Raw genomic sequence first — 21,250 nt, forward strand, 5'->3', positions numbered from 1 at the left:
GGCGCCGGTTGTCGCCCCGTGAGACCCTGGAGGGACGATGACTTCACCTGAGCCGCAGCCCGTCAGCCCGAGCGACGCGGTCGAGGACGACCTGCTGATCGAGCGCCTCGACCCCCGCGACCACCCCGAGTTCGCCCGACCCGCGCGCCGCCCCGCCGCCGAGCCGGACGACGCCTACGACGGCGACCAGCAGGACCTCGCCGACCGGCAGTCGCTGCGCCGCGTGGCCGGCATGTCGACCGAGCTCACCGACATCACCGAGGTCGAGTACCGCCAGCTCCTGCTGGAGCGCGTGGTGCTGGTGAGCGTCTGGACCACCGGGACCGCCGCCGACGCGGAGAACTCCCTCGCCGAGCTCAAGCTGCTCGCCGAGACCGCGGGCTCGGAGATCCTCGAGGGTCTCGTCCAACGGCGCAGCCGGCCCGACCCCGCCACCTACATCGGCAGCGGCAAGGTCGACGAGCTCCGCGAGGTGGTGGTGGCGACCGGCGCGGACACCGTCATCTGCGACGGCGAGCTCTCCCCGGCGCAGCTGCGCAACCTGGAGGACAAGATCAAGGTCAAGGTCATCGACCGGACCGCCCTGATCCTCGACATCTTCGCTCAGCACGCGCAGAGCGCGGAGGGCAAGGCCCAGGTCGAGATGGCCCAGCTCAACTACCTCAAGCAGCGTCTCCGCGGCTGGGGTGGCAACCTCTCCCGGCAGGCGGGCGGACGCGCCGCTGGCGGCGCCGGGATCGGCGGCCGTGGCCCCGGTGAGACCAAGATCGAGACCGACCGTCGACGGATCGGCAGCCGGATCGCGAAGCTCCGCCGTGAGCTGCGGGACCTGGACAGCACCCGGCAGGTCGAGCGGGCCGGGCGCCGGCGCAACGAGATCCCGTCGGTGGCCATCGTCGGCTACACCAACGCCGGCAAGTCGAGCATGCTCAACCGGCTGACCGACGCCGGCGTGCTGGTGGAGGACGCCTTGTTCGCCACGCTCGACCCGACCACCCGCCGGGCGGGCACCCCCGACGGCCGCGTGTACACGTTGACCGACACGGTCGGCTTCGTCCGGCACCTGCCGCACGACCTGGTCGAGGCCTTCCGCTCCACCCTCGAGGAGTCGGCGCAGGCCGATCTCCTGCTGCACGTCGTCGACGCCTCCGACCCCGACCCGGAGGGCCAGATCAAGGCCGTGCGGGGCGTGCTGGCCGAGATCGGCGCGGGTGAGGTGCCCGAGCAGCTGGTGCTGAACAAGGCCGACCAGGCCGACCCCGGGGTGCTGACGGCGCTCCGGACCAGCTACCCCACCGCCGTGATCGCCTCGGCCCGGACCGGGCTGGGCCTCGACGACGTGCGGGCGGCGCTGGAGGCCCGGCTGCCGCGCCCGGAGGTCGTCGTCCGGGTGCTGCTGCCCTACGAGCGCGGCGACCTCCTCAACCGCATCCACCAGGCGGGGGAGATCACCACCCTCGAGCACACCGGGGCCGGCACCGTGGTGAACGCGCGGGTCCTGCCGTCCCTGGCCGGGGAGCTGGAGCCCTACCTGCAGACCGCGGGCGGCCCGGCCTCCTGACGGCCCCGTCCACAGCGGCGGGGTCGGCGCGTCCACAGCCCCGTCGCGCGCGGAGGGACCTGTCGGTGGCGGCCGTTAGAGTTCTTCGGTGACCCCCGCCACCGCCACGACCCGCCCGACGGCGACTGCGGCCGGCCACCGGGACGTCCTCGTCGCCGCGGTGGAGAAGATCGGCGGCCGTGAGCGGCCGGGGCAGGTCGCCATGGCCGACGCCGTCGACGACGCCCTGGCCACCGGCCGGCACCTGCTGATCCAGGCCGGCACCGGCACCGGCAAGTCCCTCGGGTACCTGGCGCCGACGCTCGTCCGGCTGGCCCGCTCGCGGGAGCGGATCGTCATCGCGACCGCCACCCTCGCCCTGCAGTCCCAGCTGGCCGACAACGACATCCCGGCCGCGCTGGACGCGGTGCAGAAGGTGACCGGCCGCCGCCCCAAGCACGCCGTGCTGAAGGGCCGCACCAACTACGCGTGCCTGCTCCGCGTCCGCGACGGCAGCGAGACCGACCAGAGCACGCTGATCAGCGCCGCCGACCTGGCCAGCACCATCACGCCCAAGGCCAGCCCCGAGTCGGCGCTGGGCGCCGAGGTGCTCGCCCTGCGGGAGTGGGCCGAGGAGGAGGCGACCAGCGGCGGCGTCGCCGACCGGGACGGCGCGCCCAGCCACACCGACCGGGGCTGGCAGCAGGTCTCCATCCCGGTCCGGGAGTGCCTGGGGGCGCAGCGCTGCCCCTTCGGTGACGAGTGCTTCGTCGAGAAGTCGCGCGAGGCGGCGCGGTCGGCCGACCTCGTGGTCACCAACCACGCCCTGCTCGCCATCAACGCCATGCACGGCGGCACCGCCCTGCCCGAGCACTCCGCCGTGATCATCGACGAGGCCCACGAGCTGGTGGCCCGGGTGACGGGGGCGGCCTCCGCCGAGCTGACGCCGGCTCAGATCGAGCGGGTCGCGCGGCGCGCCATGGTGCACCTGGACGACGACGTCGCGCTCGACCTGCTGGAGTCGGCCGAGACGCTGCGGGGGGCGCTGGAGGGCGCGCCCCTGGAGCGGGTCGAGAACGCGGCGTCGGCCTTCGTCGAGGGCTGCGCGACCGTCCGCGACGCCGCGCGTACCGCGGTGAGCAAGATGAGCGGTGGCGACGAGAAGGCGGACGGGGAGCGGCGGCAGGCGGCGGCCGCCGTCAAGGAGGTCTTCGACGTCGCCGAGCGGATGGCCGCCCTGCACTCCACCGACGTCGTCTGGGTCAGCGAGTCCGAGCGGATGGGCAGGGCCGCCCGGGTGGCGCCGCTCAGCGTCGCCGGGCTGATGCGCAGCGCCGTGTTCGGCGAGGCGACCATCGTGCTGACCTCCGCCACTCTGAAGCTGGGCGGCGAGTTCACCCCCATGGCGGCCAGCGTCGGGCTGCGGGCGGCCGAGCGCGACGACAGCACGGCCGAGCCCGAGAGCTCCGTCCGCGACACCGACGGCCCCGACACCGACGAGGCGGCCCCGGTCCGGTGGCGGGCGCTGGACGTCGGCTCGCCCTTCGACTACGGGCGGCAGGGCATCCTCTACCTCACCCGCTCGATGCCGGCCCCCGGCCGGGACGGCATGCCCGCCGAGGTGCTGGCCGAGATCGCCGAGCTGGTGTGGGCGGCCGGCGGTCGCACGCTCGGGCTCTTCTCCTCCCGCCGGGCCGCCGAGGCCGCGGCCGTGCACGTGCGCAAGCAGCTGCCCCAGCAGACCGTGCTGTGCCAGGGGGACGCCCAGCTCTCGGAGCTGACCCGGCGCTTCGTCGCGGAGGAGCAGACGAGCCTGTTCGGCACGCTCTCGCTGTGGCAGGGCATCGACGTGCCGGGCGCGACCTGCTCGCTGGTGATCATCGACCGGGTGCCCTTCCCCCGGCCCGACGAGCCGCTCACCCTGGCCCGGCAGCGGGCGGTGGCGGAGGCGGGGGGCAACGGCTTCATGAGCGTCGCGGCGACGCACGCCGCGCTGCTGCTGGCCCAGGGCGCCGGCCGGCTGATCCGCCGGACCGACGACAAGGGAGTGGTGGCCGTGCTGGACCCGCGGCTGGCCACCGCCCGCTACGGAAGCTTCCTGCGCGCCTCCATGCCGCCGATGTGGCAGACGAGCGACCGGGAGACGGTCGTGCAGGCACTGCGGCGGCTGTCCGGCCAGGCCTGAGGGCGGACCGGACGCCGCCGGCCGTCAGAGCTTGCGGAGGACCGCGACGACCTTGCCCAGGATCGAGGCGTGGTTGCCGTCGATCGGGTCGTAGGCGGGGTTGTGCGGCATCAGCCACACCTGGCCGTCGCGCCGCTTGAACGTCTTGACCGTCGCCTCGTCGTTCAGCAGGGCCGCCACGATGTCCCCGTTCTCGGCGGTCGGCTGCTGACGCACCACCACCCAGTCGCGGTCGCAGATGGCGGCGTCGATCATCGAGTCTCCGCGGACCTCGAGGAGGAACATGGTGCCCTGGCCGACGAGCTGGTGAGGGAGGGCGAACACGTCCTCCACCCGCTCCTCGGCGAGGATCGGGCCGCCGGCGGCGATCCGTCCCAGCACGGGCACGTGCACCGGGGCCGGGTAGGCGTCGCCGCGACCGGTGTCGTCGACCTCCGCCTCGGCCAGCACGGGGCGCGCGGCGCCCTCGGCCGGGACGGCCGGACGGCTGTCGGCCTCGCCGGGCAGCAGCACCTCGAGGGCCCGGGGACGGTTGGGGTCGCGCCGCAGGAAGCCCTTCTGCTCCAGGGTCTTCAGCTGGTGGGCGACGCTCGAGGAGCTGGCCAGGCCGACCGCCTCGCCCATCTCGCGGATGCTGGGCGGGTAGCCGCGGCTGTCCACGGCCTCCTTGATGACCTCGAGGATCCGCCGCTGGCGCGGCGTGAGGCCGTGTGCGTCGGCGGGCCCGTCGGGCAGCGACCGGACCGTGCCGCTGGCCCCGAGCTGCGCCTCGACCTCGGCGGCGCTGGGTCGGCCGCGCTTGCGGGCCGGGCGGCCCGGCGCGAGGTCGGCGGAGGAGGTGGTGTCGTCACGGTCTGCCATGCGGCTGAATCTAGGGAAGGCCCGCGGTGAAATCAAACACCTGTTCGAGCGTGTCGCGACCGCGTCCGAGCGGTCCGCGGCGGCGACGCCCGAGAACTGTCAGTGGTCCCTGGTGAGGTGAGGACATGAGCACGACGACGGCGAACTCTCGACCCGAGGTCGAACACGCGTTCGCATGTGCTTGGCAGCCGCCGTCTGGTGCGGTACAAATCAAACACACGTTCTATCGAACGTCTGTTCGACTTCTCCTGAGGAGCTTGACCATGGACGTCACCACCCTCGAGGCGCCCCAGGGTGCCACGGCCGCCGGGTACCGCGCGACCGCTCGCCCGACGTCGCCCACCCGGGCGCCGGGACGTCCGCGGCGCCGGACCGGACGGGGCACCGGCCCCCAGGCCCGGCCCGCGCGTCCGCTGGCCGGCGGCACCCGGGTGCTGCGTCCGCAGGCCTGCGCCGTCGACGCGCCCGCGGCCCCGGCCGTCGCGTCCGCCGGCTGGCGGCTGACCGAGCGCGGGATCGCGCTGGTGCTGGTGACGGCCCTGCTGATCGTCACCGCTGCGGTCACCGTGGTCGGGCTCACCGCCCTCCGCGTCACCGGCGAGCGCTACGCCGACGCCGGCCGGACGGTCCTCGTCCAGCCCTGACCTGCCTGGTGCACGGCGCCGTCGGCCACCCCGCTGGTCCGCCCTGCGGGCAGAATGGCCGGGTGAGCACCGAGGCGCCGGCCCGCCCGTTCCGGGCAGCCCGTGGCGTCGCCCAGCTCGCCGGCGTCGCTGCCTTCGGGGTCACGCTCAGCGCGCTGTACGCGGGCACCGGCGTCGGCCTCCCGTGCCCCTTCCGGATGGCGACCGGCTGGGAGTGCCCCCTCTGCGGCGGCACCCGGCTCGGGAGCGCCCTGCTGCACGGCGACCTCGTCGCCGCCTTCGCCTACAACCCGGTCGTGCTGGTCGGCCTGGTCGTCCTCGCCGTCCTGGGGGTGCTGTGGAGCGTCGAGGCCCTCGGTGGCCCCGCCGTCCGGCTCCCCGCCCGGGCGGCGGCGGGTCTGATCCGTGTGCGCCCCACCCGGTGGCTGCTGCTGGGTCTCCTGGGCGCCACCGTCTTCGTCGTCCTGCGCAACCTGCTCTGAGCTCGGGCGTCCCGACCCCCCGCCGTCCGCGGGGGCGCTGCGGCACGCCTTCCGCGGGCTCGCCCCGGCGCGCCACGCCCGGTGGGCCGGTCTCTTGCGGTCGGGGCCGTGCAGACGTACGCTCTCTACATCTAGTAGTTACACCGGTGTTCTTCCTCCACAGGTAGTGGTTGGTCGTCCACACCGATCCACAGCACGGTCCACATCCTCTGCACAGGGTTGTCCCCAGGACGGCTCGGCGGAGACCCCGGGAGGAGTCGCGCGTGTTCTGCCCCTACTGCCGTCACCACGACTCCAAGGTCCTCGACTCGCGCACCGCGGAGGACGGCTCGAGCATCCGTCGCCGCCGTCAGTGCCCGGACTGCAGCCGTCGCTTCACCACGGTGGAGCAGATGCAGCTCGTCGTCGTGAAGCGCAGCGGGGTGGTCGAGCCCTTCGCCCGCGACAAGGTCATCGGTGGCGTGCGGAAGGCCTGCAAGGGTCGCCCGGTCACCGAGGACCAGCTCGCGCGGCTCGGCCAGGTCGTCGAGGACACTCTGCGGGCCTCCGGCTCGCCGGAGGTACCCGCGGACGAGGTCGGCGTCGCCATCCTCGGCCCGCTCCGCGACCTCGACCAGGTGGCCTACCTCCGGTTCGCGAGCGTCTACCGGCAGTTCCGCTCCGTCGACGACTTCGAGGCCGAGATCGCGCTGCTCCGCGTGGAGCAGGACCCGACCGGCATCGAGCCCCTCATCCCCGACCCGGCCGCGGACCAGAAGGTCAGCGCCTTCACCCCGCACCGGTTGACCCCGGGCCGCAAGGCCCCGCCGTAGGGCTCAGCCCCTGCCCCCCGATCCCCGGGGCAGGGTTCGCGCGGCCGGGAAGGTCTGCGTGAGCCCAGCCCCGGTTCCACCCCTGCGACGTGCCCGCCCCGCGAGCCCGACCGGGGGCCGCACGACAGGCGTCACCGCACGACCGGCCACCACCTGCGGGTGGCCATGGCCCCTCGGGGCCACCGCACTCTCGGGGTAACCCATCGTCAGCACCGTCCGGCACGACGCCGGGCAGCACAGGAAGGCTCCACATGACCGAAACCGCTCGTCCGGCGAACGGACGCTCGGACGCGAAGCGGCCCGGCCGCGGCAAGAACGCCGGCCTGACCATCGACCGCGTCTTCAGCACCCCGGGCGTCCACCCGTACGACGACGTCGTGTGGGAGCGCCGGGACGTCGTGCAGACCAACTGGAAGACCGGCGAGACCGTCTTCGAGCAGAAGGCGGTGGAGTTCCCCGACTTCTGGAGCGTCAACGCCTCCACGATCGTCACCACGAAGTACTTCCGCGGCGCCCTCGGCTCCCCGCAGCGCGAGCAGGGGCTGCGCCAGCTCATCGACCGCGTCGTGCACACCTACCGCCGGGCGGGCGAGGAGCACGGCTACTTCGCCACCCCGGCCGACGCGGAGGTCTTCGAGCACGAGATCACCTGGATGCTGCTGCACCAGTACTTCTCGTTCAACTCCCCGGTCTGGTTCAACGTGGGCACCCAGTCCCCGCAGCAGGTCAGCGCGTGCTTCATCCTGAGCGTCGACGACTCGATGGACTCGATCCTGAACTGGTACCGCGAGGAGGGCTTCATCTTCAAGGGCGGCTCCGGCGCCGGCCTGAACCTGTCCCGGATCCGCTCGTCCAAGGAGCTGCTCAGCTCCGGCGGCACGGCCTCGGGCCCGGTCTCCTTCATGCGTGGCGCGGACGCCAGCGCAGGCACCATCAAGTCCGGTGGGGCGACCCGCCGCGCGGCCAAGATGGTCGTCCTCGACGTGGACCACCCCGACATCGAGGAGTTCATCGAGACCAAGGCCAGCGAGGAGAACAAGATCCGCGCGCTGCGCGACGCCGGCTTCGACATGGATCTCGGCGGCAAGGACATCACCTCGGTCCAGTACCAGAACGCCAACAACTCCGTCCGGGTGAACGACGAGTTCATGCGCGCCGTCGAGGACGGCAAGCCGTTCGGCCTGCGCGCCCGCAGCGACGGCAGCGTCATCGAGACCGTCGACGCCCGCGAGCTCTGGGGCAAGATCGCCCAGGCCGCCTGGGCCTGCGCCGACCCGGGCATCCAGTACGACGACACGATCAACGACTGGCACACCACGCCGGAGTCGGGTCGGATCAACGCGTCCAACCCGTGCTCGGAGTACATGAGCCTGGACAACTCCTCGTGCAACCTGGCCAGCCTCAACCTGCTCAAGTTCCTGGGCGACGACGACCAGTTCGACGCCGAGAAGTTCGAGCGGGCCGTCGAGCTGATCATCACCGCGATGGACATCTCCATCTGCTTCGCCGACTTCCCGACCGAGGCGATCGGCCAGACCACCCGGGACTACCGTCAGCTGGGCATCGGCTACGCGAACCTCGGCGCGCTGCTGATGGCGACCGGCCACGGCTACGACTCCGACGGCGGCCGGGCCTTCGCCGCCGCGGTGACCTCGCTGATGACCGGCACCTCCTACCGCCGCTCGGCCGAGCTCGCGGCGATCGTCGGCCCGTACGCCGGGTACGCCCGCAACGCGGTGGCCCACCAGCGGGTCATGCGCAAGCACCAGGCGGCCAACGACTCGCTGCGCACCGTGGGCACGCTGGACACCCACGTGCAGCAGCGGGCGACCCGGGCCTGGGAGGCCGTGGTCAAGCTGGGCGAGACGAACGGCTACCGCAACGCGCAGGCGTCCGTGCTGGCCCCGACCGGGACCATCGGCTTCATGATGGACTGCGACACGACCGGCATCGAGCCGGACTTCTCGCTGGTCAAGTTCAAGAAGCTCGTCGGCGGTGGGTCCATGCAGATCGTCAACCAGACGATCCCGCGGGCGCTGCGGCGGATGGGCTACGCCACCGAGACCGTCGAGGCCATCGTCGAGTTCATCGCCGAGCGTGGCCACGTCATCGACGCCCCCGGCCTGAAGCCGGAGCACTACGAGGTGTTCGACACCGCGATGGGCGCCCGGGCCATCAAGCCCATGGGTCACGTACGGATGATGGCGGCCGCCCAGCCGTTCCTGTCCGGCGCGATCTCCAAGACGGTCAACCTGCCCGAGACGGCCTCGGTCGAGGAGATCGCCGACGTCTACCTGCAGGGCTGGAAGTACGGCCTCAAGGCGCTCGCCGTCTACCGCGACAACTGCAAGGTGGGTCAGCCGCTCAGCGACGGGGGCAAGAAGAAGGACGCGGCCCCGGTCGAGGCGGCGGCCGCCGCCGAGCCGACCGTGGTCGAGAAGATCGTCTACCGGCCGACCCGCAACCGGCTGCCCAAGTCGCGGCCGAGCCGCACGACGTCCTTCTCCGTGGGCGGCGCCGAGGGCTACATGACCTCGGGCTCCTACCCCGACGACGGCCTGGGCGAGGTGTTCCTCAAGCTCGGCAAGCAGGGCTCCACCCTGGCCGGCGTGATGGACGCCTTCTCGATCGCGGTGTCCATCGGCCTGCAGTACGGCGTGCCGCTGGAGACCTTCGTGCAGAAGTTCACCAACCTGAAGTTCGAGCCGGCCGGTCTGACCGACGACTCCGACATCCGGATGGCGCAGTCGATCATGGACTACATCTTCCGCCGCCTGGCGCTGGACTACCTGTCCTTCGACGAGCGGTCCGAGCTGGGCATCTACACCGCCACCGAGCGGGCGCGTCAGGTCGAGACCGGGTCCTACCTGCCGGAGGAGGACGTCACCGAGGCCGACTCGCTCAAGAACGACGCGGGCGACGAGGTCGACACCGACCTCCTCGACGAGCCGGACGTCGCCGTGGCGAAGCCCGCGCCGGCGACGGCCCGCACCACCTCGGAGCTGTTCGAGTCGCTCACCGGGACCAGCGTCGACGCGCCGCTGTGCCTGACCTGCGGCACGAAGATGCGGCCGAGCGGTTCCTGCTACGTCTGCGAGGGCTGCGGCTCCACCAGCGGCTGCAGCTGACGTCGAGGCACCAGCACCGGCCCGGTCCCCTCGGGGGACCGGGCCGGTGCTCGTGGGGGGCTCACCGAGCAGGGTCGGGCCGCCACGTCGGCGCGCGACCCGGTCCAGCGATCGGGCGGGGCCGTTCCCCTGCGGTGACCGGACCCCCGAGGATGGGGCGCATGGAGATCGCTGGCGACACGCTGCAGAAGGCCCTGCGGATCAACCTCGACCCGCGCTGGTACGGGACGGTCGCCGAGATCGGGGCGGGCCAGGAGGTCGCCCGCTGGTTCTTCCGGGCGGGCGGGGCCGCGGGCACCATCGCCAAGTCGATGTCGGCGTACGACATGGCGGTCTCCGACGCCGTCTACGGCAAGTCCCAGCGCTACGTCTCCCTGGGTCGCCTGCAGGCGATGCTCGACTACGAGCTCGACCTCAACGTGGACCGGCTCTCCCACACCCGGGGTGACGACAGCTGCTTCTTCGCCTTCGCCGACACGGTGGTCGCCCGCAGCTACGCCGGCGGGAACGAGTGCCACGGCTGGATGGGCGTGCGCTTCCAGGCCCACCCGATGGACGAGCCGAACCAGATCGTCGTCCACGTGCGGATGCTCGACGACGACGCCGGACTGCAGCAGGAAGCCCTCGGCATCGTCGGGGTGAACCTGCTGCACGCCGCGTTCTTCGAGCGCCAGGAGCCCGAGGAGATCGTCCAGCGCCTGCTGGACCGGCTGTCCACCGGGCGCATCGAGATCGACATGATCCAGTTCAAGGGGATCGAGTTCCGCCACGTCGACAACCGGCTGATGGCGCTGGAGCTGGTGCGCCTGGGTCTGTCGGGGGTGGCGATGTTCGGACCCGACCGGGAGGTCCTGCAGCCGAGCGAGGTGCTGCGCAAGCACGCCGTGCTCGTCGAGCGCGGCAGCTTCCGCCCGCCCACCGTGGTGAACATCGACATGCTCGACTGCGCGCGGGAGAAGTTCCAGCAGGACCCCGCCGTCGCGGGCAAGCCCGTGCTGGCCCTGGCCGAGCTCTCGATGCGCAAACTCCTGGCCGGCGGCGCCGTCGACCGTCGGGACTTCCTCGCGCGCGCCGACCTGCTGGCCGCGTGCGGGATGACGGTGCTGATCTCCGACTACTTCGAGTACAACCGGCTGGCCCAGTACCTGGCCGCCCGCACGACCGAGCGGATCGGGATCGTCATGGGGGTCCCCAGCCTGGCCGACCTCTTCGACGAGTCCAACCACACGCAGATGCAGGGCGGCCTCCTCGAGAGCCTGGGCCGGCTGTTCAAGAACGACCTCAAGCTGTTCGTCTACCCGATGAGGCGGCCCGAGGACGGTGCGGTCGTCACCGTCGAGGACCTCGACGTCGGTCATGGCACCCAGCTGCTCTTCGACTACCTGGCCCAGCGCGGCAGCTTCGTCCACCTCGACCAGTTCAAGCCGGAGTACCTGCCGATCCTGTCGCGCGACGTGCTGCGCCGGATCGCCTGCGGCGACCAGGCGTGGGAGCCCATGGTGCCGGCGGCCGTCGCCGAGCTGATCAAGAAGCGGGCCTTCTTCGAGTACCGCGAACCGGCCGGCTGAGGGGCTCGGCCGGCTCCGGCCCGCGGCTCACCCCGTCGGCGGCCCCGGGGCGGGCCCGCGGCGCACGTCGGTCCCCGCTCGGCGCCGGTCCGGCCGCTGTTGGTGCCACTCCTCCAGCAGCTCGGGCATCCGCCGCTCGAAGAACCGGAAGAAGTCGACCATCTCCTCGATCCGGTCCCGGGCGGCGGAGTCCTCGCCCATCCGCGCGGCCGCGGCGGCCAGCAGCTCCGTCAGGTTGCGGTAGAGCCCCGGCCGGGTGAGCGTCGCCGTGTACCAGGGGCTGTGGGGCAGCGTGTAGACGTGCCGCCGGGAACCCGGCAGCGTCCCGGCCCGGATGAAGCCGAGCGTGCCCAGGTATCGGACGGCCCCGGAGATCGCGGCCGGGCTGGCGGTGAGTCGGGTGGCCAGCTCCTCCGCGGTCAGCCGGCCCTCCTCGCTGGCCGTCAGCGCCATGATCACCCGGGCCGGCATGGCCGGGAACCCCTGGTGGGCCAGCTCCGTGGCGGCGCCGGCCAGGAGCTCGGTGGGTGGCTCGGCGGTCACGCGGTGAGGTCCCGCCGACGCAGGGCCAGGGCGGCCGCGCCGGCGAGAGCCAGCGCGACCAGGGTCATCGCGACGAGCGGGGACCAGTCCTGGACGGGCAGCGTCGGCAGGTGGCTGAAGGGGCTCAGGGTCCGGGCCGGGTCGGGCAGCCCCAGCAGCAGCCCGAAGACGCCGCCGGCCACCGCCAGGCCGAAGAGCGCCCAGGACGTCGCGGCCGCCCACCGGGGCAGCACCGCCACGAGGGCGGACCCCAGGCCGACGAAGACGAGGGCCGCCGGCAGCCCGGCGAAGGCCTGCCGGGCGGCCAGCGAGGCGTGCGCGCCGTCCCCGAGGACCGCGAAGCCCAGGGCGGCCGTGACGGACACCCCGGCCAGCACGGCGAGGGCCGCCAGCCCGCCGAGGACCAGCCCGTCGACCAGCCAGCGCGCCCGCGAGACCGGACCGGCGAGCACCAGCTCGACCGTCCCGTCGGTCTCCTCGGAGCGCATCCGCAGCACGGACTGCAGTCCGGCGGCGGCGGCCAGCACCCCCACGAGGCTGAGGATCGCGGTCAGGAAGACCCCGACCAGGTCGCCGCCGGCGCCCGACGCCAGGCTGGCCAGCACCGCCCGGACCTGGGCGTTGTCGAGGGTCGCGTCGGCGACCGCCCGCGACAGCGAGCCGGTCGCCAGACCGAGCACCGCGGCGCCGGCCGCCCAGCCGAGCACGGCCGGCCACTGCAGCCGCCACGCCAGCCCGAGCCCGCTGCGGAGCCCGGGGCCGGCGGCGGCCCGACCGGTCCGCTGCGGGAGCAGGCTCTGGCCGAGGTCGCGGCGGGCCTGCAGCCGGAGCGCGACGGCGCCGGTGGAGGCCCCCAGCGCCAGGCCCAGCAGCAGGGGGGTCGGCCGGTCGGCGGTGAAGGCGAAGGTCTGCTCGCCCCAGCCGATGGGGGACAGCCACGACGGCCAGGCGGCCCGGGTGGTCAGCCGGTCCAGGTCCACCCGGCCCAGGGCGTCGCCGGCCGCGCGCAGCAGGTAGGCGGCCCCGACCACCGCGCCGGCCAGGCCGTTCGCGGACCGCGACGTCGGCGCGAGCTGGTTCACGAGCAGGCCGAGGCCGAGGAAGGCGAAACCCGTGACGCCGAGGGCGGCACCGGCGAGGAGGGCGCCCGCCGGCGGCAGCCCGAGGACCGTGAAGCCGGCCGCGGCGACGGCGGCGACCACGACGTCGACCGCGGTGCCCAGCACCCAGGTGGCGCTCACCGACGCCGTCCGCCCCACGGGGGCGGCGAGCAGCAGCTCGCTGCGACCGCGCTCCTCGTCCCCGCGCCCGTGCCGGGTGGCCAGGAAGGTGTTGAGCAGCGCGACCACGACCGCGATCCAGGAGAACAGCTGGAAGAACAGCAGGGAGCCCTCACCCGGCCCGTTGGGCACGCCGCGGAAGGCGAGCAGGGCCGGCGTCACCAGGGCCAGCCGCAGCAGCGGAGCCCGGTCGGCCTCGGTGGGGAACTCGGCGAGCACCGTCCGACCGGTGACGACGACCAGGAGCCCGATGGCCAGCACCCAGATCAGGAGCTGGCGTCGGTCGCGCCGGGCGCGGAAGCGCAGCAGGTGCGTCACCGGACCTCCTGGAGGGCTGGTGCCGTCCCGTAGTGGCGCAGGAAGAGCTCCTCCAGCGACGGCGGCGACACCGTCAGGCCGGAGGCCCCGGACCGGCCGAGCGTGGCCAGCACCGCGTCCAGGGCGTCGTCGTCGGCGTCGAACACCAGCTGGCCGGCCTCTCGGTGCAGACCGTGCACCCCCGGCAGCGCCGCGATCTCCGCCTCCCCGGCCGACGTTCCGACGCGGAAGGTGCTGCGCCGGAGGTGCCGGAGGTCGCTCAGCGCCCCGGTCTCCACCGTCACCCCGGCCCGGACGATGGTGACCCGGTCGCACAGCTGCTCGACCTCGCTCAGGATGTGGCTGGAGAGCAGCACGGTCGCCCCGTCGTCCCGCACCCGCTCGACCTCACGGCGGAACACCGACTCCATCAGCGGGTCGAGTCCGCTGGTCGGCTCGTCGAAGAGGTAGAGCGCGGCCGGACGGGCGAGAGCCGCCACCAGGACCACCTTCTGCCGGTTGCCCTTGGAGTAGGCGCGGCCCAGCTGGCGGGGGTCAAGCTCGAAGTCGGCCAGCAGCCGCCGCCGCAGCGCGGGGTCGGCGCCGCCGCGCAGGGCGGCGAGGAGGTCGATCATCTCGCCGCCGCTCAGGTTGGGCCACAGGCTGACGTCGCCGGGGACGTAGGCCAGGTCCGCGTGCACGGCCACCGCGTCCCGCCAGGGGTCGCGTCCCAGCACCCGCGCCGTGCCGGCGTCGGGGTGCAGCAGGCCCAGCAGGACCCGGAGGGTGGTGGACTTCCCGGCTCCGTTGGGGCCGAGGAAGCCGTGGACCTCGCCCGCGGTGACGGAGAGGTCGAGCCCGTCGAGCGCGCGCCGGCGCCCGAACTTCTTCACGAGGCCCGCGGCCTCGATCACTGCTGCCATGCTCCGGACGGTACGCCGGATTCAGGAAGTTGTGAATGTTCTGCAGGTCACAGCCTGCCCGCCGGCGTGGTCACCCCGCCACGACGCCCTTCGTCACCAGGAAGCACGCGTAGCTGCGGGTGTCGCCGGTGAGGACGACGGCGAACGCGCCCCTGGCCTGCTGGTAGAAGGCTGTCCGTTCCAGGGGGGCCACGTCGACCTCACGGCCCTCGGTGGTGGCGAGGGCCTGCCCGAACGAGGCGTGGGCCCCGACGGCCGCGCCGGGGTCGCCGTCCGGGGCCATGGCGAAGACCGCCGGCTCGACGGCCCGGTCGACGGGCAGCAGGGCGCCGATCGCCGTGATGGCCTCGTCGATGCCGACGCCGGCGAGCGGCAGGACGCGGCCGTGCAGGGCGTGGGCCGGGTAGTTCGCGTCGCCCACCGCGAGCGTGTCGCCGTGACCCATCGCGGCGAGCGCCCAGAGGAGGTCGGGGGTGAGGACGGGAGGGATGGTCTTGAGCATCGGACGCGGGTCCTTTCTCGGTGGCGCAGCGGGGGTGGCGCGGGGGACCGCGCACCGGCCCAGTGTCCTGCCGCAGGGCAGGTGTTCGTGCACCTGCCGAGCCCGGCCCCGGTGGCTAGCGTCGGGAGCCGGGGCGAGGTCCGCCCCGCCTCGAGGGGGAGTGCCATGACCATCACCGACGACCTGCACGCGCAGCTGACCGGGTTCCAGGGACCCGTCACCAGCCGGGGGGACCGCGACTACGACGCCGCTCGCAGCGTCTACAACGCCATGATCGACAAGTCGCCGCTCATGGTCGCCCGGGCCCGGACGACGGCGGACGTCGCCCTCGCGGTGGAGGTCGCCCGTCGGGACGGGCTGCTCCTCGCCGTCCGGGGTGGCGGCCACAACGGCGGCGGCCTCGGCACCTGCGACGACGGGCTCGTCCTCGACCTCGGTGACCTGGACAGCGTCGAGGTCGACGCGGAGGCCCGGACGGCGACCGTCGGCGGGGGCTGCACCTGGGGACAGGTGGACGCGGCGACCGGTGCCCACGGCCTGGCCACCCCGAGCGGCATCATCTCCACGACCGGCGTCGGCGGGCTCACCCTGGGCGGCGGGCTCGGGCACCTGACCCGCGCGTTCGGCCTCACCATCGACAACCTGCTGGGCGCCGACGTCGTGCTGGCGGACGGCCGTCAGGTCCGGGCCAGCGCCACGTCCGAGCCCGACCTCTTCTGGGCCCTGCGCGGCGGGGGCGGCAACTTCGGCGTGGTCACCTCCTTCACCTTCGCGCTGCACGACGTCTCCCGGTTCGTCGGCGGGCCCACGTTCTGGGCCGTCGAGCAGAGCGAGCAGGTGCTGGCCGCCTACCGCGAGTTCCTGCCCTCCGCACCGCGGACCCTGAACGGGTTCTTCGCCTACACCCAGGTCCCGCCGGCGCCGCCCTTCCCCGAGGAGCTGCACCTGCGGCCCGTCTGCGCCGTGGTCTGGGCCCACGTCGGCGACGAGGACGCGGCGCGTGCGGCCATGGCGCCGTTCCTCGACAGCCTGCCCGCGCCGCTGCTGCACGGGGTCGGCGCCCTCCCGCACGCCGGGCTCCAGTCCGCGTTCGACGCCCTCTACCCGCGCGGGCAGCAGTGGTACTGGCGGGCTGACTTCGTCCGCGAGATCCCCGACGAGGCCATCGCGATCCACCACGACTTCGGCAGCCGGCTGCCGACCTTCCAGTCGACGATGCATCTGTACCCGATCGACGGCGCCGCTCACGACGTCGGGCCCTCCGACACCGCGTGGGGCTACCGGGACGCCACCTGGGGCTCGGTGTTCGCCGGGGTCGGTCCCGAGCCGGCGGACGCGCCCGCGGTCCGGCGCTGGTCGGTGGACTACTTCGAGGCGCTGCACCCCTACTCCGCCGGCGGTGCCTACGTGAACATGATGATGGACGAGGGCCCGGAGCGGGTCCGGGCCAGCTACGGCCGCAACTACGAGCGGCTGGCCGCGGTCAAGGCCCACTACGACCCGGACAACCTCTTCCGGGTGAACCAGAACATCCCCCCGGCCGGCTGAGGCGTCCTCGGACGGGGGCGTCCACAGCAGACCCACAGGCGGCTGAGGGCTCGCCGAGATCCTCCACCGGCAGGATCGTCGACATGAGCGAGCAGACGACGACGGGTGCGCCGGGTCCGTGGCGCAGCGGGTCCCGCTGGGAGCCGCTGACCGGTCCTGCGGAGGCCGCCGTCCGGGCGGCGCCCGGGACCGGAACGGGCACCCGGGGCCGTCGTCCCTCGCGGCTGCTGGTGCTGCTGTTCTCGGTGCTGGCCCTCGGGGGCGGGGCCGGCGGTCTGGCGGCCGCCCGGTCGTCCGCGCCGACGCCGGACCCCGTCCCGGCGGTGCCCGCCGCGGCCGCGCCCGGCGAGCGGGGCGACCAGCCGGTGGGCGGCCGTGACCACCGCGGCGGGTCGGGCCGCCACGGCGGTCCCGATGTCGGCGACGGCTGGGCCTCCGGCGACGACAGCGGCTCCGGCCACCCGCAGGACGGTTCCGCCGGGGTGGGGGCATGACCGCCCTGGCCGACACGCCCACGGCTCCGCTCCCCGTCCCGGCCGCCGCCCCCGGTCTCCCCGGGAACGCGTCCAGCCGGGCCGACGCGACGGTCCGGACGGCCGCCGCTCTGGTTCTCTGGCTCGGCCTGCTGCTCGTCACCTCCTGGTGGACGGCGGACGGCGGGGTCGGCGACCTGGCGCGCTGGGGCGACGGGCTCTCGGCGGTGGGCCGGCTCACCGGTCTCTGGTCGGCCGACCTGCTGCTGGTCCAGGTGCTCCTGATGTCCCGGCTGCCCCCGCTCGAGCACGCCTTCGGCCGTGACCGGCTGGCCAGGACCCACCGCGTCGTCGGCTTCCTCTCGTTCGACCTGATGCTGGTGCACATCGGCACGATCGTGCTCGGCTACGCCTCGGGTCGCTGGTCAGCGGTGCCAGGCACGGCCTGGGAGCTGGTCCGCGACGAGCCCGGCATCCTGCTCTCGGTCGCCGGGACGGTCTGCCTGGTCCTCGTCGTCGTCACCAGCCTGCGGGCCGCGCGCCGGAAGCTCCGCTACGAGTCCTGGCACCTGCTGCACCTCTACGCCTACCTGGGCGTGGGGCTGGCGCTGCCGCACCAGCTGTGGACGGGCACGGACTTCCTGGGCTCACCGGCGCGGACGCTCTACTGGTGGGGTCTGTGGGCGGCGGCCCTGGCCGCCGTGCTCGTCTGGCGGGTGGGCCTGCCCCTGGTCCGGAACCTGCGGCACGGGCTGCGGGTCACGTCGGTGGCCCGGGAGTCCTCCGACGTCGTCTCGGTCTACATGACCGGGCGTCGGCTGGACCGGCTGCCGTTCCGGTCCGGCCAGTTCATCTCGGCCCGCTTCCTCGACGGACCGGGCTCCAGCCGGAGCAACCCGTTCTCCCTCTCCGCCGCCCCGGACGGCCGCAGCCTGCGCATCACGGCGAAGGGCCTCGGCGGCGGCAGCGCCCGGCTCGCCTCCCTGCGGCCCGGCACCCGCGTCCTGTTCGAGGGACCGTACGGCCGGCTGAGCAGCCGGGTGCGCACGCGGCCGCGGGTCCTGCTGCTGGGCGCCGGGGTGGGCATCACCCCGCTCCGGGCGCTCGCCGAGGACCTCGAGGCCGGGCCCGGCGACATCACGGTGCTGCAGCGCTGCACCACCGAGCCGCTCTTCGTCCGGGAGCTCGAGGTCCTCGCCGCCGAGCGGGGCCTGCTCCTCGGGGTGCTCCCCGGCCCGCGCCCCCACCCCGGCTCCGTCCTCGGCGCGGCGGCCGGGCCGGACGAGCTCGGCGCCCTGCTCACCTGGGTCCCCGACGTCGCCGACCGGGACGTGTTCCTCTGCGGCCCCACGGCGTGGACCGACGGTGCCGAACGGCTCCTGCACGCCGCGGGCGTTCCCCGTGACCACATCCACACCGAGAGCTTCGGATGGTGACACCGTGAGAAGAATCGTCCTCTGGCTGGCCTCGACGGTGACCGTCGTCGTCCTGCTCTTCAGCTACCACACCTCCACCGACTCCGCGGCCACGGCGCCGGCCAGCACGGCCAGCAGCCGGCCGACCAGCAGCGCCGCCGCGGGCAGCGGGTCCGGGACCGGTGGTAGCGGGAGCGGCGGCTCGCCGGTCCCGACCCCGACGGCGTCCCCCACCCCGTCGCCGTCCAGCACCGCGTCGAGCGCCGGCCAGGCGTCGGGCACCTACACCGGCACGGTCGCCCAGACCCGGTGGGGCCCGGTCCAGGTGCAGATCACCACCGCGGCCGGGAAGGTCACCGCGGTCGACGTGGTCGAGTACCCGACCGAGAACCCGCGCGACCAGGAGATCAACGCCCGGGCGGTCCCCGAGCTGGTCCGGGAGACCATCGACGCCCAGAGCGCCGACATCGACATGGTCAGCGGCGCCACGGTGACCAGCGAGGGCTACCTGCAGTCGCTGCAGTCCGCGCTGGACCAGGCTGGGATATGACCGCCGCCGGCAGCGAGACCGCCGAGGTCGGGCCCGTGCCCGGGTCGCGCGGCCCGCTGCACCGGCGGGCTGCCGAGGTGATGGGCACGGTCGTCAGCCTCGCCCTGCGCGGTCGGCACGCCGGCACCGCGACGGGGGAGGCGGCCTGGTCCGAGGCCATGGCCCGGCTCCGCCGCGCCGAGGCCATGTTCAGCACCTACCGTGCGGACTCCCTGGTCAGCCGCCTCGAGCGGGCCGAGCTGCTGCTCGCCGACTGCCCGCCCGAGGTGCACACGGTGCTGGCGCTCGCCGACCGGGCCGAGCAGGAGTCCGGCGGCGCGTTCGCCGTCCGCCGCCTGGACGCGACCGGGGTGGTCCGTCTCGACCCCAGCGGCGTGGTGAAGGGGTGGGCCGCCGACCGGGCCGCCGCCGCGCTGGCCGCCCTGGACGGCACCGACTTCTGCCTCTCCGTCGGCGGCGACCTCGTCTGTCGGACCCTGGACCCGGCGTCGCCGCCGTGGCGGATCGGGATCGAGCACCCCCACGACCCGACGCGGCTGGTCGCCACGGTCCCGGTCCGGACGGGTGCCGTCGCCACGTCGGGGACCGCGCACCGCGGCGCGCACCTCGTGGACGCCCGGACCGGGACCGCGCCGGCGGGGGTGGCCTCGGTGACGGTCGTCGGGGCCGACCTCACCAGCGTGGACGTCGACGCGACCGCCGCCTACGCCCTCGGCCCGGAGGCCGCACGGTGGCTCCGCACCCGGCCGGGACGCACGGGGCTCGTCGTCTGGGCCGACGGCCGCCCGGAGCTGGTCACAGGTCCGACCGGTCGAGGCTGAAGCGGTAGCGCACGTCGTTCGAGCCACCCGGTGCAGGGCGGTCTGCACCCGGGCGGACGGCAGCACCCCGACGTCGGCGGTGATGCCGTGCCGGCCGCAGAGGTCCCGCAGGGTCTGGGTGGCCGGCCGCCGCTGCCGGACGAGCTGAGCCGCCTGCGACCGATGAGCAGGTCGAGGGTCTCCACGCCGACCCGCCCGAGGTGACCGACCGAGCAGACGAGGCGTCGAGACCCAGGCAGCGCAGGTGCGGGGCGAGGTCGTGAGCGGCGGAGGCGGTGTTCAGCCCCCCGGCTCCGCGGTGCGGCTCTCCGACGCGTACTGGGCGACCCGGTCCCGGTCCGGCTCACCGGGGCCCGGCTGGGGCGGACCCCGGCCGGCGACCTGTTCGGGCACTGGGCCGGCCACGACGTGGCCGAGCTGGCGCAGGTCGCCGCAGCGCAGCGGTCGGGGGTGCTCGTCGCGGACCTCGAGCCGGTCGACCTCTGGGCCCTGCTGATCGCGCTGGCCGGCACCTGGGCCCAGGCCTCGATCACCTGGACCGCCACCCCCGACGTGCCGGAGGTCGACCACGAGCGACGCCGGCGGGCGCTCGCCGCCACCGTCCGGCGGGCCCTCTGCCGCTGACCCCGGCCCGCCTACTGCAGCGGGAACGGCGGCTGCGCGACGGCAGGCCGGTCGTCGAGCTCGACCGACGCCACCCACTTCACCCACCAGAAGCCCCGCCGGCCGGGCGCGACGAGCCGGACCGGCGCTCCGGTGCCGGCGGTCAGCGGCCGGCCCTCGACCGCGGTGGCCAGCCAGAGGGCGCCGACCTCGGCGGCGGGGAAGCGGCGACGGTAGCCGGTCACGCTGGTGACGACGACGCTCCGGGCGGCCGCCACCCGGCCCGGGTCCAGCAGGGCGGCGAGCGGCACGCCGGTCCAGGTCGCGTCGGCGAACCAGCCGCTCGTGCAGTCCAGGCGGGCGGCGACCGGGGTGCCGCGGCTCGTCAGCGCGGCCGCGGTCACGTCGACGCCGTCGACCCGCACCCGGTGCCGCGCGCGGTCCAGCGCCGGCACCCGGTCCAGGAGCCAGGTCGTCGCCGGGATGGCGGCCGGCGGGAGCCGGTGCGAGCCCGTCGCGATCCGGGCGGCGGCGCCGCGGCTGATCCGGCGGTCGGTCAGCTCCGCGACGGCCCAGGTCGCCGCCGCGGCCAGGCCGAAGGCGCCGCTGACCAGCAGCCGCCGCCGCGAGGCGTCCCGCCGGGACAGCCCGACGGGCCGGTGCCGCAGCACGTGCACCACGCCGAACCCGAGCAGGCCCACGGCCGAGCCGACGTGGACCTGGACCGGGCTGACGCCGAGGACGCGGCCGTACCCGCCGAGCACCTGGACCACCCCGGAGGCCAGGCAGACCGCCAGCAGGCCCAGCAGGGCCAGGCTGGCGCTGTGCAGCCGGGCGGCCCGCAGCACCACGACCGACTTCCAGGGGGCGAGGACCAGCACGCCGAGGCCGGTGACGCCGTGCGCGACCCGGGCGGCGGTCGCCGGCCCCGGAGTGCCGGCCGCGAAGAGCAGCCCGCCACTGGCCAGGGCGCCGAGCAGGAGCAGGCCCAGGCCGAGGTTGGTCCGCCGACCGGCGCGCCGCAGCGGGCGCCACGCCCGGCGGCGGACCGCGCCGCTCGGCACCGCGCTCACGG

General features: G+C 74.4%; 19 protein-coding genes. 13 read left to right on the plus strand and 6 right to left on the minus strand.

All coding sequences use genetic code 11. The features are described from left to right. Positions 1 to 37 precede the first annotated feature (37 nt). Both hflX and BLT72_RS07580 read left to right on the plus strand, forming a co-directional pair. Positions 38 to 1,561: a GTPase HflX gene (hflX, locus tag BLT72_RS07575; protein ID WP_091411659.1), complete on the plus strand. Its 1,524-nt coding sequence runs from the start codon at positions 38 to 40 to the stop codon at positions 1,559 to 1,561. A 202-nt stretch (positions 1,562 to 1,763) separates the two neighbouring features. Next, positions 1,764 to 3,725, plus strand: a complete 1,962-nt coding sequence (locus BLT72_RS07580) for an ATP-dependent DNA helicase (RefSeq protein ID WP_091416969.1) — start codon at positions 1,764 to 1,766, stop codon at positions 3,723 to 3,725. A 24-nt stretch (positions 3,726 to 3,749) separates the two neighbouring features. On the opposite strand, the gene lexA is transcribed toward BLT72_RS07580, so the two are convergent. Continuing rightward, positions 3,750 to 4,586, minus strand: a complete 837-nt coding sequence (gene lexA / locus BLT72_RS07585; RefSeq protein ID WP_091411661.1) for a transcriptional repressor LexA — start codon at positions 4,584 to 4,586, stop codon at positions 3,750 to 3,752. Positions 4,587 to 4,849: 263 nt separating this feature from the next. Here lexA and BLT72_RS07590 point away from each other — a divergent pair, with 263 nt between their 5' ends. From BLT72_RS07590 to BLT72_RS07610, 5 genes are all read left to right on the plus strand, one after another. Then, positions 4,850 to 5,230 (plus strand): hypothetical protein, encoded by a 381-nt coding sequence (locus BLT72_RS07590; protein ID WP_091411663.1) that lies wholly within the window; start codon positions 4,850 to 4,852, stop codon positions 5,228 to 5,230. A 62-nt stretch (positions 5,231 to 5,292) separates the two neighbouring features. Beyond that, on the plus strand, positions 5,293 to 5,712 hold the full coding sequence (locus BLT72_RS07595; RefSeq protein ID WP_197677223.1) for a DUF2752 domain-containing protein: 420 nt from the start codon (positions 5,293 to 5,295) through the stop codon (positions 5,710 to 5,712). A gap of 263 nt (positions 5,713 to 5,975) precedes the next feature. Further along, on the plus strand, positions 5,976 to 6,524 hold the full coding sequence (nrdR, locus tag BLT72_RS07600) for a transcriptional regulator NrdR (RefSeq protein ID WP_091411665.1): 549 nt from the start codon (positions 5,976 to 5,978) through the stop codon (positions 6,522 to 6,524). A gap of 251 nt (positions 6,525 to 6,775) precedes the next feature. Next, positions 6,776 to 9,652 (plus strand): vitamin B12-dependent ribonucleotide reductase, encoded by a 2,877-nt coding sequence (locus BLT72_RS07605; RefSeq protein WP_091411667.1) that lies wholly within the window; start codon positions 6,776 to 6,778, stop codon positions 9,650 to 9,652. A gap of 161 nt (positions 9,653 to 9,813) precedes the next feature. Further along, a complete protein-coding gene (locus BLT72_RS07610) occupies positions 9,814 to 11,220 on the plus strand; it encodes a nicotinate-nucleotide adenylyltransferase (RefSeq protein WP_091411669.1) in 1,407 nt (468 codons plus the stop codon). Positions 11,221 to 11,247: 27 nt separating this feature from the next. Here BLT72_RS07610 and BLT72_RS07615 read toward each other — a convergent pair whose 3' ends face one another. The 4 genes from BLT72_RS07615 to BLT72_RS07630 all read right to left on the minus strand — a co-directional run bounded on the left by BLT72_RS07615 (position 11,248) and on the right by BLT72_RS07630 (position 14,765). Then, a complete protein-coding gene (locus tag BLT72_RS07615) occupies positions 11,248 to 11,763 on the minus strand; it encodes a GbsR/MarR family transcriptional regulator (RefSeq protein WP_091411670.1) in 516 nt (171 codons plus the stop codon). Beyond that, complete coding sequence (locus BLT72_RS07620) at positions 11,760 to 13,361, minus strand: ABC transporter permease (protein ID WP_091411672.1); 1,602 nt, start codon at positions 13,359 to 13,361, stop codon at positions 11,760 to 11,762. Before BLT72_RS07620 ends, BLT72_RS07615 begins: the two co-directional genes overlap by 4 nt. Next, complete coding sequence (locus BLT72_RS07625; RefSeq protein ID WP_172826038.1) at positions 13,358 to 14,263, minus strand: ABC transporter ATP-binding protein; 906 nt, start codon at positions 14,261 to 14,263, stop codon at positions 13,358 to 13,360. Before BLT72_RS07625 ends, BLT72_RS07620 begins: the two co-directional genes overlap by 4 nt. A gap of 70 nt (positions 14,264 to 14,333) precedes the next feature. Next, positions 14,334 to 14,765, minus strand: a complete 432-nt coding sequence (locus tag BLT72_RS07630; protein ID WP_091411676.1) for an RbsD/FucU family protein — start codon at positions 14,763 to 14,765, stop codon at positions 14,334 to 14,336. Positions 14,766 to 14,930: 165 nt separating this feature from the next. Here BLT72_RS07630 and BLT72_RS07635 point away from each other — a divergent pair, with 165 nt between their 5' ends. The 6 genes from BLT72_RS07635 (at position 14,931) to BLT72_RS07660 (ending at position 20,196) form a co-directional block, all read left to right on the plus strand. Beyond that, positions 14,931 to 16,313, plus strand: coding sequence for an FAD-binding oxidoreductase (locus tag BLT72_RS07635; protein WP_091411677.1), 1,383 nt, complete (start codon positions 14,931 to 14,933; stop codon positions 16,311 to 16,313). An 83-nt stretch (positions 16,314 to 16,396) separates the two neighbouring features. Next, complete coding sequence (locus tag BLT72_RS07640) at positions 16,397 to 16,807, plus strand: hypothetical protein (protein WP_091411679.1); 411 nt, start codon at positions 16,397 to 16,399, stop codon at positions 16,805 to 16,807. Further along, positions 16,804 to 18,222, plus strand: a complete 1,419-nt coding sequence (locus tag BLT72_RS07645) for a ferredoxin reductase family protein (RefSeq protein WP_091411681.1) — start codon at positions 16,804 to 16,806, stop codon at positions 18,220 to 18,222. The genes BLT72_RS07640 and BLT72_RS07645 overlap by 4 nt, the downstream gene beginning before the upstream one ends. A 4-nt stretch (positions 18,223 to 18,226) precedes the next feature. Then, positions 18,227 to 18,751, plus strand: coding sequence for an FMN-binding protein (locus tag BLT72_RS07650; protein ID WP_091411683.1), 525 nt, complete (start codon positions 18,227 to 18,229; stop codon positions 18,749 to 18,751). Continuing rightward, entirely contained in the window at positions 18,748 to 19,572 is an 825-nt protein-coding gene (locus tag BLT72_RS07655; protein ID WP_091411685.1) for an FAD:protein FMN transferase, read from the plus strand. Before BLT72_RS07650 ends, BLT72_RS07655 begins: the two co-directional genes overlap by 4 nt. A gap of 381 nt (positions 19,573 to 19,953) precedes the next feature. Beyond that, positions 19,954 to 20,196, plus strand: a complete 243-nt coding sequence (locus BLT72_RS07660; RefSeq protein ID WP_425349239.1) for a hypothetical protein — start codon at positions 19,954 to 19,956, stop codon at positions 20,194 to 20,196. 11 nt (positions 20,197 to 20,207) lie between these two features. Here BLT72_RS07660 and BLT72_RS07665 read toward each other — a convergent pair whose 3' ends face one another. Beyond that, positions 20,208 to 21,248: a molybdopterin-dependent oxidoreductase gene (locus tag BLT72_RS07665; RefSeq protein ID WP_091411688.1), complete on the minus strand. Its 1,041-nt coding sequence runs from the start codon at positions 21,246 to 21,248 to the stop codon at positions 20,208 to 20,210. Positions 21,249 to 21,250: the final 2 nt, after the last annotated feature.

This window comes from Friedmanniella luteola, assembly GCF_900105065.1.
In the GTDB taxonomy this organism is placed as follows: Bacteria; Actinomycetota; Actinomycetes; order Propionibacteriales; family Propionibacteriaceae; genus Microlunatus; species Microlunatus luteolus.